This is a genomic window from Pseudomonas sp. 58 R 3 (genome assembly GCF_900006605.1).
Lineage (GTDB): Bacteria > Pseudomonadota > Gammaproteobacteria > Pseudomonadales > Pseudomonadaceae > Aquipseudomonas > Aquipseudomonas salomonii.
In genome coordinates, this window is record NZ_CVTT01000041.1 from 1 (window position 1) to 11867 (window position 11867).

General features: G+C 58.0%; 11 protein-coding genes. 6 read left to right on the forward strand and 5 right to left on the reverse strand.

Annotation, left to right across the window (positions count from 1 at the left end):
- Nucleotides 1–37: 37 nt before the first annotated feature.
- The 3 genes from BFP92_RS10830 to BFP92_RS10845 form a co-directional block, all read right to left on the reverse strand.
- Nucleotides 38–1260 (reverse strand): IS3 family transposase gene (locus BFP92_RS10830; RefSeq protein WP_122527355.1). Its coding sequence is split into 2 segments (ribosomal slippage): nt 38–909 and nt 909–1260, totalling 1224 coding nucleotides; the frame shifts between segments, so codons are not numbered across the junction.
- Between the two features lie 105 nt (nt 1261–1365).
- Nucleotides 1366–2154: an MlaA family lipoprotein gene (locus BFP92_RS10840; RefSeq protein ID WP_056857109.1), complete on the reverse strand. Its 789-nt coding sequence runs from the start codon at nt 2152–2154 to the stop codon at nt 1366–1368.
- Nucleotides 2147–3445: a serine/threonine protein kinase gene (locus tag BFP92_RS10845; protein WP_065929489.1), complete on the reverse strand. Its 1299-nt coding sequence runs from the start codon at nt 3443–3445 to the stop codon at nt 2147–2149. The genes BFP92_RS10840 and BFP92_RS10845 overlap by 8 nt, the downstream gene beginning before the upstream one ends.
- Before the next feature lie 234 nt (nt 3446–3679).
- Between BFP92_RS10845 and BFP92_RS10850 the strand changes: the two genes are divergently transcribed.
- Nucleotides 3680–4051: a hypothetical protein gene (locus tag BFP92_RS10850; protein ID WP_065929490.1), complete on the forward strand. Its 372-nt coding sequence runs from the start codon at nt 3680–3682 to the stop codon at nt 4049–4051.
- A gap of 110 nt (nt 4052–4161) precedes the next feature.
- On the opposite strand, the gene BFP92_RS10855 is transcribed toward BFP92_RS10850, so the two are convergent.
- Nucleotides 4162–5715, reverse strand: coding sequence for a glycoside hydrolase family 17 protein (locus BFP92_RS10855; protein WP_065929491.1), 1554 nt, complete (start codon nt 5713–5715; stop codon nt 4162–4164).
- Between the two features lie 332 nt (nt 5716–6047).
- Between BFP92_RS10855 and BFP92_RS10860 the strand changes: the two genes are divergently transcribed.
- The 3 genes from BFP92_RS10860 to BFP92_RS10870 all read left to right on the forward strand — a co-directional run bounded on the left by BFP92_RS10860 (nt 6048) and on the right by BFP92_RS10870 (nt 9151).
- The gene (locus BFP92_RS10860; protein ID WP_056859736.1) at nt 6048–6899 is read left to right on the forward strand and encodes a glycine betaine ABC transporter substrate-binding protein; all 852 of its coding nucleotides are present in this window, start codon (nt 6048–6050) and stop codon (nt 6897–6899) included.
- 285 nt (nt 6900–7184) lie between these two features.
- Nucleotides 7185–7496, forward strand: coding sequence for a DUF485 domain-containing protein (locus BFP92_RS10865; protein WP_065929492.1), 312 nt, complete (start codon nt 7185–7187; stop codon nt 7494–7496).
- Entirely contained in the window at nt 7493–9151 is a 1659-nt protein-coding gene (locus BFP92_RS10870) for a cation acetate symporter (RefSeq protein WP_065929493.1), read from the forward strand. The genes BFP92_RS10865 and BFP92_RS10870 overlap by 4 nt, the downstream gene beginning before the upstream one ends.
- A gap of 324 nt (nt 9152–9475) precedes the next feature.
- Here the strand turns inward: BFP92_RS10870 and gltA are convergent, their stop codons facing one another.
- Entirely contained in the window at nt 9476–10765 is a 1290-nt protein-coding gene (gene gltA, locus BFP92_RS10875) for a citrate synthase (RefSeq protein WP_003210575.1), read from the reverse strand.
- A 364-nt stretch (nt 10766–11129) separates the two neighbouring features.
- Here gltA and sdhC point away from each other — a divergent pair, with 364 nt between their 5' ends.
- Together sdhC and sdhD are read left to right on the forward strand one after the other, a co-directional pair.
- On the forward strand, nt 11130–11504 hold the full coding sequence (gene sdhC / locus BFP92_RS10885) for a succinate dehydrogenase, cytochrome b556 subunit (protein ID WP_016979564.1): 375 nt from the start codon (nt 11130–11132) through the stop codon (nt 11502–11504).
- Nucleotides 11498–11866, forward strand: a complete 369-nt coding sequence (sdhD, locus tag BFP92_RS10890; RefSeq protein WP_003233245.1) for a succinate dehydrogenase, hydrophobic membrane anchor protein — start codon at nt 11498–11500, stop codon at nt 11864–11866. The genes sdhC and sdhD overlap by 7 nt, the downstream gene beginning before the upstream one ends.
- Nucleotide 11867: the final 1 nt, after the last annotated feature.

The window sequence follows — 11867 nt, forward strand, 5'->3', positions numbered from 1 at the left end:
TGTCCAGTCCTGACATAGGTTTACACCTATTTCAGCCTCAAAACGCCCGATGCACCGCATCGGGCGTTTTGTATTTCAGCGATAGATGTGGCCGCTCACTGTTATAGATATGCACGGATTGATCCACCATTCGCGCGGCTTCAGCCGCATCTTTGGGCCGATGCAAGAGAAACTCGGTTTTCAAAATCCCGTTCACTCGTTCGGCCAAAGCATTTTGGTAGCAGTCGTAACCATCGGTCATAGAACACCGGATACCGTGCTTTACATGCAGCCGCTGATAAAGCTCGGAGCAGTATTGGATGCCTCGATCTGAGTGATGAACAAGGTTTTGCTCTGTTTTTCTGCACTTGAGGGCTTTACTGAATGCCTGAATCACAGACTCCGTGTGCAAGCTTTCGTGAACATGATGCCCCACGATCTTCCGAGAGTAGGCGTCAGTCACCAAGCTCAGATAGGCCACGCCCGTTTGAGTGGGCAAGTAGGTGATATCGGCTACCCAAACTTGTTCTGGCGCCGTAGCAACTACCTGTGATGGCCCTTCTTTGAGCAGGTTGGGGTGCCTGTGAAAGCGATGATGACTGTTTGTCGTTTTGTGATAGGCCCGCTTTCGAGGAACCAACTCTCTGCGATCCCGCAAAATGTCGAAAAGGCAGTCTCGACCAACCTTTACCGGGGCTTCGGGCTCGCTATGCATGAGGTTATGAAGCTTTCGGGTTCCAAGCCTAGGTTGTCTGAGGCGCTTTTCGTGCACGAACCCCATAACCTTCTGAGCCTGGAGGGCTCGAGCATTACATGCTCGAATGCGTTTGTAATATGCCTGGCGGGATATCCCGATGAACTGGCAAGCCCGGCTGATACTCAGGTCTTGGACTTTCCTTTGGGAGAGGGCTTGCCGGATCGCTTTTTTACGACAGAGACACCAAAGTCATTCTTGAGTACATCAACAACGGCTTCGAAAAACTGAGCTTTCTGATTGGCTTGAGCGAGTTGCTCTTCAAGCTCTTTGATTCGCTGTTCGGGCGTCAGCGGCTTGTCGGGCTCATCCATGGAACGGGATCTCTTGGTACGAATGGACGCGCTTTGACTCCAGTTCTGTCGACCATGCCTGCGTAGCCAGTTCAACACCGTAGATTTGCCCTGGATGCCGTAGCGCTCTTGAGCCTCTTTATAACTCAACTCGCCTTTTTCGACCTGATCGACGACTGACAATTTAAAGGTCAGCGAGTAGTCACGCTGACTGCGCCTTTTTCCTGAATTCATTACGCCTTCCTGAGATTGGGTCAGAAGGTGTAAACCTTATTCAGGACGGGACACACGCAATAAAAAAGGCCATTCAGTTGAATGGCCTTTTTTGTGTCGCCAGATTTACTCGGCAATCTGCAACTTGCGCGATTCGGTATAGATGTAGCGCACCTTCTCATACTCAAACGGCGAGTTCATCTGACCGTAGCGGAAGCTGGTCTGGTAGCGCTTGTCGACGGCGCGCAGGGCCCAGATTTCCGGGTGGTTTTCGCTGACTTTGGAGACGTTGAGGAAGTTGATCTCGGTCTCGGCGCCGTAGTCGACGATCAGGCCGGTGGTGTCGCGCAGGTTCGAAGGGCCGAAGATCGGCAGCACCAGGTAGGCGCCGCCCGGCACACCGTAGAAACCCAGGGTCTGGCCGAAGTCTTCGCTCTGGCGCGGCAGGCCCATGGCGGTGGCCGGGTCCCACAGGCCGGCGATGCCGATGGTGGTGTTGAGCAGCAGGCGCCCGGTGGTTTCCAGGGAGCGGTGGCCCTTGAGTTGCAGCAGGCTGTTCAACAGGTTGGGCACATCGCCCAGGTTGTTGAAGAAGTTGCTCACGCCGGTGCGCAGGAAGCTTGGGGTGACGTAGGTGTAGCCGTTGACCACGGGCAGGAACACCCATTGGTCGAAGCGGTAGTTGAAGTGGTACACGCGGCGGTTCCACGACTCCAGCGGGTCATAGACGTTAAGTGCCGTCAGCGATGAACGCTCGAACTCACGTTGGTCCAGGCCTGGGTTGAACTTGAGTTTGGTCAAGGGCTCCTTGAAACCATCGGAGTCAACCTTGACCGGCTCGTGGGCCTTGCTGTTGTCGGCATTGGCGACGCCTGCGCACATCAGCGCGGCGAGCAGCAAAAGATATTTAGCCACGGAAGAACTCCAGCATGGCGTCGGCGTTGACGCGGTAATTAAGGTTGCCGCAATGGCCGCCCAGCGGGTAGACGGTCAAGCGATCGCCGAAGGTTTTACGCAGGAAGCCCAGATCGCCAGGGCCGAGGATCACGTCGTCGGCGTTGTGCATGACTGCAATTTTCGGGCTGTCGTGCAGGTAGTCCTTGAGTGCGTACAGGCTGACCTGGTCAACCAGTTGCAGCAGGCTGCCGCCGTCGGAGCGGGCGCGCCACATCGGAATCACTTGTTCGGTGAGGTAGCAGTCGAAGTCGCATTGCAGTGCACGCTTGAGGAACGGCGTGAGGCTGGTGCCTTCGGTGATCGGGTATTTCGGCGGGATGATCAGGCCACGGCGGTTGATCAGGTCCGAAGTAAAGGCAATGTCGGCCGCCGAGAAGCGGAACGAGGTGCCGATCAGCATGGCCATCTGTTCGTTGGTCAGGTGCTGCTTGGAGTTCTGGAAGTCGTAGAGCAGGGCGTCATTGAGGTCGATGTAGCCCTTTTGCTGGAAATAGCGCGTCAGTTTGGCCAGCACCAGCTCATAGAAGGTAGTGGTGTTGTTGATGCCCTTGACCTCGGTCTGTACCAGCTTGTCCAGGTTGGTGATCGAGGTGTAGAGGTTGACCGGCGGGTTGAGCAGCAGCACTTTCTTGAAGTTGAAGCTGCGGCGGGTCTCGTCGAGCTTGCTGACAAACGCTGCATCCAGGGCGCCGAGGCTGTAGCCGGTGAGGTAGTAGTCGGTCACCGGCAGCGAGGCGTTCTGCGCGCGCACCGCTTGCATCACGCGGTACATGTCTTCGGCGTCTTCCTGGGTGATACCCGGCGTGGCGAAGCGCGAGGCGGCGCTGATGAAGTCGAAGCTGGTGGGCGATGACAGCTGCACCACGTGGTAGCCGGCCTGGTAATAGAGCTTTTTCAGGTATTCGTTGATGCTGCTGTCAAACCGGGCGCCCGTGCCGGCGATCAGGAAGATCAGCGGCGCAGCGTGGTCCTGTTTGGCGATGCGGTAGGTGAGTTTCTTCACTGCCCAGAAGTTGTCCGGCAGGCTGAACTCACGCTCTGGGCGCATGTTGAGGGTGTAATCGGACTGGTTGATCTCGTCGTTGCTGGGCAATTTGGGCCGCAGGTCCGGCGGGGTGGTGGCAATGGTCGCCTCGAACGGGTTCGTCAAAGGGAAGCCATAAGTGGCCTGGTCGACATCGACGGCCAGTGCTGACGCACTCAAAAATAGGCTGCCCAGCAAGGCAGCGCAGCGCAAGGAACGGAGCATGACTTAATCCCTAAGAGGAAACGTGCTGAATGAAGTTCGCAGGCTATGACCACCGCGTTGCCACCGAAGTGCCAGCCCTCGGCACTAAAAGTCGGAAAAAACCACGGAATCGGGGTAATAGTAGCGAGAAGATACACTTTGCAGCGCCTTGATGAACAGTTATCTGCGTACACACCTTGCTAACGGCCGCCGTGGGATTAAGCTGAGCGCCGTTTTTGCCTATCGGAGTTCGCCATGTCCCGTCGTTTGCCACTTATCCTGCTGCTTATCGCCTTGCCGTTATGGCTGGCCGCCAGTTATGGCGCCCGTTACGGTTTTATGGAAGACGGCCAGTGGGTGGGGGTCTGCGTCGATGAGGCGAGCCGCTGGGAATGCCAGCTGCGCTCGAACCTGGGGCTGATGATTCACTTCAAGGTGTTGGGCTGGGCGGCGTTGGTGACGTCGGTGCTGGCGTTTTTTGTGCCGGGCCGCGTCGGCTGGGGGTTGGCGGTGCTGGGGATGGTGTTCGGGCTGCCGGCGCTGGCGTTGTATAACACCACGTTTGCGGTGTTTGCGGTGGTGATTGCGGGGTTGCGATTGGTCAGGAAGCCTCGTGTTGTCGGATAGGGCCTATTCGCGAGCAAGCCCGCTCCCACAATTGACCGAGTACATCCCTTGAAATGCGGTCGAATGTGGGAGCTGGCTTGTCGAATCGTCGCACCGCTGCGATGGCGATGTCAGCCCTTACGCACCCGCAAGCACCGCCACAAAGCCACCACCATCAACCCGCTGACCACCGCCCAACCCCACGCCTGCTGGTTCAGCAACCCTTCGCGATACAGCTGCGGCGCAATGCCGGCGCCAATAATGAAGGCCAGCAGCGCAATCTCCCGACGCGGGCCGGTGACCGGGCGAACCAGGTAAACCAGAGCCGGCAACACCAGCGCCGCACTTGGAAAGCTGCGATAGCGCGGGTCGAACACCAGCGCCAGCATCATCACTGCCCCTGCGAACCCGGCGATTGCCACCAGCCAGCCGGCGCGCTGTTCCAGCCAGTTGAAGCTCCGTTCACGCCAGCCTTCCCGGGCACTCAGCGCCAGTGCAGCATGGGCCAGCACGAGCAGGTTCAGCATCACCAGCAAGCCTGCCCACACCCATTCATCGTTGAAGCGCGCTGTGACGCGGGTCAGTTCAGCCCAGGTGCCGATGGAGCAGGCCGCCACTGCACCGAGCAGTGGCAGCAACAGCGCGGCACGGGTGCTGCGCGCCCGACCACCCAGCGCCAGGGTGCCCAGCAGGATCAGGCCGCCGACGCCCAGCCACAGCGGCCAATACGGCACGTTGCTCACCGGCCCGGCAAGAATGCCCTTATCCTGGCGGTCGGCATCAAACAGGCCCCAGTAACCACCGACGGCACCTTCGCTGGCGCGTTTCCAGGGTTGGTCAAACGCTTCGATCAGGTTGTAGCGCCAGCCATTGGCTTCGGCCATGGCCACGAAACCGCGCATGAACTTGGCCTCGTTGACCCGGCTTGGCACCGCGGTTTCGCGCTGGCGGCCTTCGCTGGGCCAGCCGGTCTCGCCGATCAGCACATCTTTAGGCGCGAATTTGTTGCCGAAGGTCTGGCGCACATCACCCACATGCTTGAGGGCTTGATCGATGCCCGATGGGTCGTCTTCCCAGTAGGGCAGCAGGTGAATGGTCAGGAAATCCACCGCCGGGGCGATTTCCGGGTGCTGCAGCCAGAATTCCCACACATCGGCATAAGTGACCGGCTGCTTGATCTGGCTTTTGACCTGATGGATCAGCGTCACCAACTGCTTGGCGGTGACTTCCTTGCGCAGCAGGGCCTCGTTACCGACGATCACCGAAGTGACCACATCGGGGTTGGCATTGGCAGCAGCAATCAGTTCTTTGATTTCTTTTTCGGTGGCCACCGGGTCACTGCTGACCCAGGCGCCGGCCATCAACTTCAAACCATGGGCGCGCGCCATGCCCGGCAGGGCTTCCAGGCCGGTCATGGAGTAAGTGCGGATGCATTCAAAACGGGTGGCCAGCAGTGCCAGGTCGGCGTCCATGCGCTCGGGGCGCAGTTTGAACGGTTGGTCGAACGGCGACTGGTCCTTGTCGAACGGCGTATAGGACGCGCATTGCATCTTGTGGCTGGCACTGGCCACATCCGGCAGCACCACCGGCCGGCCGAGGCCGTACCAGTAGCCGACAAGGGCAAGCACGCCGAGGATCAAGGCGCAGAAATAGGGCAGGGCAGGGAAGCGGGCAGTCGCGGGCATGGTCAGCTTATCTGGGGGAGCAAAGGCGCGCATCTTACCCGGATTTGGCCCGTCCCAGTGGGGCTGCATAATTTAGACATGCAAAGTTCGGGCGGGAAATTGACGCCAAGTCCTAGGAACTATCCTGCTGGCGATGTGATGTCGTTTCTTGCTTACCCGAGGTCGCTGACAGAGCAGGTCCAAGGTCCCGGCAGGTTGATGATCCAAGTGTCAGCACTCCACTGGCGGGGCACCACCGTGATCGACGCGCGTGAAGGGGGCGCGATGCACCCTATAACAACAGGTTGACGTCGCTCGGCATCCGCCGGGCGCAGCACTTTCGGGGAAGTATTATGAAGATGCGACGACTCTTGGGCGCAGCTGCCACTCTGGTAGTTGCGATGGGCTCCACACTGGCCAGCGCCGACAGCAAAACCCTGAGCATCGGCTATGTAGATGGTTGGTCCGACAGCGTTGCCACGACCCATGTGGCGGCCGAGGTGATCAAGCAAAAACTGGGTTACGACGTGAAACTGCAAGCCGTCGCCACCGGGATCATGTGGCAGGGCGTCGCCACCGGCAAGCTCGACGCCATGCTGTCCGCCTGGCTGCCTGTGACCCACGGTGAGTATTGGACCAAGAACAAGGACAAGGTGGTCGACTACGGCCCCAACTTCAAGGATGCGAAGATCGGCTTGATCGTGCCGGAGTACGTCAAGGCCAAGTCCATCGAAGACCTCAAGACCGACACCACCTTCAAAAACAAGATCGTCGGCATCGACGCCGGTTCAGGCGTGATGCTCAAGACCGACGAAGCGATCAAAGCCTATGGCCTGGACTACAAACTGCAAGCCAGCTCGGGCGCCGCGATGATCGCCGAGCTGACCCGCGCCGAAGACAAGCAGGAATCCATTGCCGTGACCGGCTGGGTGCCGCACTGGATGTTTGCCAAGTGGAAACTGCGTTTCCTCGACGACCCAAAAGGGATTTATGGTGCTGCTGAGACCGTCAACAGCATCGGCAGCAAGGGCCTGGAAAAGAAAGCGCCGGAAGTCGCCGCGTTCCTGAAGAAATTCCAGTGGGCCTCCAAGGACGAAATCGGCGAAGTCATGCTGGCGATTCAAGAGGGCGCCAAGCCTGATGCCGCGGCCAAGGATTGGGTCGCCAAGCACCCTGAACGTGTGGCCGAGTGGACCGCCAAATAAAGCACTGACGCTTCACAAGCCCCACCACAACCCAATGTGGGAGCGGGCTTGCCCGCAATTGGGGTGTATCAGTCAGCCTATGCATTGACTGATACGCCGCCTTCGCGAGCAAGCCCGCTCCCACATTTTTTTGCCTGTATTCAGGCTGTTGTTTATTTGTTGCCCGCAAAACTTGCTAAGTGGCCATCTCGATCTACTACTAAGGTCGTCTGGAACCTGTTCCGCAGCCGCATACAGTGGATATGTTCCAAAATAATAAAAAGCTGTGCTGCGAGGATAAAAACAATGAACGACAGCATTTACCTCTCGATTCAAAACAGCCCGCGTTTCAAGGAGCTGGTCAGAAAAAGGGAAAGGTTCGCCTGGATTCTCTCGGCGATCATGCTAGGGCTTTACTCCGCTTTCATCCTGTTGATTGCCTACGGGCCACAAGTGCTGGGGGCCAAACTCAGCCCCGGCTCATCCATCACCTGGGGCATCCCCATCGGGGTCGGCCTGATTGTCTCGGCCTTTGTCCTCACCGGCATCTATGTACGACGCGCCAACGGCGAATTCGACGACCTGAACAATGCGATTCTCAAGGAGGCTGCGCAATGATCCGTCGTCTATTGGCTGTACTTGGCGCTTCGGTCTTTGCGCCCGCCGTTTGGGCGGCGGATGCATTGACCGGTGAAGTGCACAAACAACCGCTGAACGTTGCAGCGATCCTGATGTTCGTGGTCTTCGTCGGCGCGACGCTGTGCATCACTTACTGGGCATCCAAACGCAACAAGTCGGCGGCCGACTACTATGCGGCCGGCGGCAAGATCACCGGTTTCCAGAACGGCCTGGCGATTGCCGGTGACTATATGTCGGCGGCGTCCTTCCTGGGGATTTCCGCGCTGGTGTTCACCTCCGGCTACGATGGGCTGATCTACTCGATCGGCTTTCTGGTGGGCTGGCCGATCATTCTGTTCCTGATCGCCGAGCGCCTGCGTAACCTGGGCAAGTACACCTTTGCCGACGTGGCGTCCTATCGCCTCGGGCAAACCCAGATCCGCAGCCTGTCGGCCTGTGGTTCGCTGGTGGTGGTGGCGTTTTACCTGATCGCGCAAATGGTGGGGGCGGGCAAGCTGATCCAGCTGCTGTTCGGCCTGGACTACCACGTCGCGGTGATCCTGGTAGGTATCCTGATGTGCATGTACGTGCTGTTCGGCGGCATGCTGGCGACCACTTGGGTGCAGATCATCAAGGCGGTGCTGTTGCTGTCCGGTGCCTCGTTCATGGCGCTGATGGTGATGAAGCACGTCAACTTCGACTTCAACATGCTGTTTTCCGAGGCGATCAAGGTTCACCCTAAAGGTGAGGCGATCATGAGCCCTGGCGGCCTGGTGAAAGATCCGATTTCGGCATTCTCGTTGGGCCTGGCGCTGATGTTCGGTACGGCCGGCCTGCCGCATATCCTGATGCGCTTCTTCACCGTCAGCGACGCCAAGGAAGCGCGTAAGAGCGTGCTGTACGCTACCGGTTTCATTGGCTACTTCTATATCCTGACGTTCATCATCGGCTTCGGCGCGATTCTGCTGGTGAGCACCAACCCGGCGTTCAAGGATGCTGCTGGCGCCTTGCTCGGCGGTAACAACATGGCGGCGGTGCACCTGGCCAACGCGGTGGGTGGCAGTATTTTCCTGGGCTTCATCTCGGCCGTGGCGTTTGCCACTATCCTGGCAGTGGTTGCCGGTTTGACCCTGGCCGGTGCTTCGGCGGTGTCCCATGACCTGTACGCCAGTGTGATCAAGAAGGGCAAGGCCAACGACAAAGATGAGATTCGCGTGTCGAAGATCACCACCGTGGCGTTGGGCGTGTTGGCAATCGGCCTGGGTATCCTGTTCGAAAGCCAGAACATTGCGTTCATGGTCGGCCTGGCATTCTCGATTGCGGCCAGCTGTAACTTCCCGGTACTGCTGCTTTCCATGTACTGGAAAAACCTCACCACCCGTGGCGCCATGATTGGCGGCTGGCTGGGCTTGATCAGCGCCGTCGGCCTGATGATCCTCGGCCCGACCATCTGGGTGTCGATCCTGCACCATGAAAAAGCCATCTTCCCTTACGAGTACCCGGCGCTGTTCTCGATGATCATTGCGTTCGTCGGCATCTGGTTCTTCTCGATCACCGACAAGTCGGCGGCGGCAGAGAAAGAGCGTGCGCTGTACTTCCCGCAGTTTGTGCGTTCGCAGACTGGCCTGGGGGCAAGTGGGGCGGTTAACCACTAATATTTGGAACGGCTACAAAAAATGCCCCGGTCGTGAGATCGGGGCATTTTTTTACTTTTATTGGTAACGGATTTCACAAAACAGTTTCTCAACTCCTGCATCAATAAAATGCCTCTACACCGATCGTTCCCATGCTCCGCGTGGGAATGCAGCCACGCACGCTCTGCGTCCCGATTGGCGCTGGCCTCAGATGTTGCGCAATGGGGCGCGGAGCGTCACGGGAGGCATTCCCACGCAGAGCGTGGGAACGATCATCAGGCTGCACAAATAAAAACGGCCTCCCTGGATAAGGAGGCCGCTTTTTATTACCAAGCCATCAGATGCTTACTTGCGATCTTCCAGTTTGGTGATATCACGCGACTCGTAGCCGGTGTACAGCTGGCGCGGACGGCCAATCTTGTACGGGCTGGAGAGCATTTCTTTCCAGTGCGAGATCCAGCCGACAGTACGTGCCAGGGCGAAGATCACGGTGAACATGCTGGTTGGAATGCCGATCGCCTTGAGGATGATCCCCGAGTAGAAGTCGACGTTCGGGTACAGCGAGCGTTCGATGAAGTACGGGTCGGTCAGGGCGATCTCTTCCAGGCGCATGGCCAGTTCGAGTTGCGGATCGTTCTTGATGCCCAGTTCCTTCAACACTTCGTCGCAGGTCTTCTTCATCACGGTGGCGCGCGGGTCACGGTTCTTGTAGACGCGGTGACCGAAGCCCATCAGCTTGAACGGGTCGTTCTTGTCCTTGGCCTTGGCGATGAACTTGTCGATGTTCGAGACATCGCCGATTTCATCCAGCATGGTCAATACGGCTTCGTTCGCACCGCCGTGGGCAGGGCCCCACAGTGCGGCGATACCGGCGGCAATACAGGCGAACGGGTTGGCACCCGAAGAGCCGGCCAGGCGTACGGTAGAGGTGGAGGCGTTCTGTTCGTGGTCGGCGTGGAGGATGAAGATCTTGTCCATCGCAGCGGCCAGCACCGGGCTGATCGGTTTGATCTCGCACGGAGTGTTGAACATCATGTGCAGGAAGTTTTCCGCGTACGTCAGGTCGTTGCGCGGGTACATCATGGGTTGGCCCATGGAGTACTTGTAAACCATTGCGGCCAGGGTGGGCATCTTGGCAACCAGGCGGATCGCGGAAATTTCGCGATGCTGCGGGTTATTGATGTCCAGGGAGTCGTGATAGAAGGCCGACAGGGCGCCGACTACGCCGCACATGACGGCCATCGGGTGGGCGTCGCGACGGAAGCCGTTGAAGAAGGTCTTCAACTGCTCGTGAACCATGGTGTGGTTCTTCACGGTGCTGACGAACTGGGCTTTCTGCTCGGCTGTTGGCAATTCGCCATTTAGCAGCAGGTAGCAGGTTTCCAGGTAGTCCGACTGTTCAGCAAGCTGTTCGATCGGGTAGCCGCGGTGCAGCAAAATACCATTGTCACCATCGATGTAGGTGATCTTCGACTCGCAAGAGGCGGTCGACATGAAGCCTGGGTCGAATGTGAAACGGCCCGTGGCCGTCAGGCCCCGTACGTCGATAACATCGGGACCAACGGTGCCGGTTAAAATGGGCAGCTCGACGGGGGCTGCGCCCTCGATGATCAACTGCGCTTTTTTGTCAGCCATGTGGCCTCCTATTTATGCTTCAAATCATCAGACAGACCCCCCACGCAGGGCCCGCACCACTATATTGATATAAATCCAGATGTCAATTTGCCTAAAGTCTTGCTCCAGAAGGCTTTAACCATACTTTTTCGTCGAAATTGACTGCCATTTACGCCTTTTATACCGCCAGCGCAATCAGCTATTAGGGTGAGGAGTGCGCGTTGTCATTAGTAACCTAACTGTCTATACTCGGCCACCGACCGCCAAGGGCTTTTGGGCTTGCTTTCATTGGGGGTCGCACTCCCTGGGTGGTGCTTACCTGACCAGTGCACTCCCCAACAACTTTGCCCTGATTGTTAGGGGCTCTTCAGTGTGAAAAAAAGCCGTGAATAGCCAACGACCTGTAAACCTAGACCTAAGGACCATCAAACTCCCCATCACCGGCGTTACGTCGTTCCTGCACCGTGTTTCCGGCATCATCCTGTTCCTGGGCTTGGGCATCATGCTTTATGCATTGAGCAAATCCCTGGGTTCCGAGGAAGGATACGCCGAGGTGAAGGCATGCTTGACCAGCCCGCTGGCCAAGTTCGTAGCATGGGGCCTCCTGTCCGCTCTGCTGTATCACCTGGTTGCCGGTGTGCGCCACTTGATCATGGATGCGGGTATCGGTGAGACGCTCGAAGGCGGCCGCCTGGGCTCGAAAATCATCATCGCCATTTCCGTGGTGCTGATCGTTCTGGCAGGAGTTTGGATATGGTAACCAGCGTTACGAACCTTTCGCGTTCGGGCCTCTATGACTGGATGGCACAGCGTGTGTCTGCGGTCGTTCTCGCGGCTTATTTCATTTTCCTGATCGGATACCTCGTCGCAAACCCGGGCATCGGCTATGAGCAATGGCATGGCCTGTTTGCCCACAATGCGATGCGAATCTTCAGCCTGCTGGCCCTTGTAGCCCTGGGCGCTCACGCCTGGGTCGGCATGTGGACCATCGCGACCGACTACCTCACGCCAATGGCGCTGGGCAAGTCCGCGACTGCAGTCCGTTTTCTCTTCCAGGCAGTCTGCGGCATTGCGATGTTCGCTTACTTCGTCTGGGGTGTGCAGATTCTTTGGGGTATCTGAT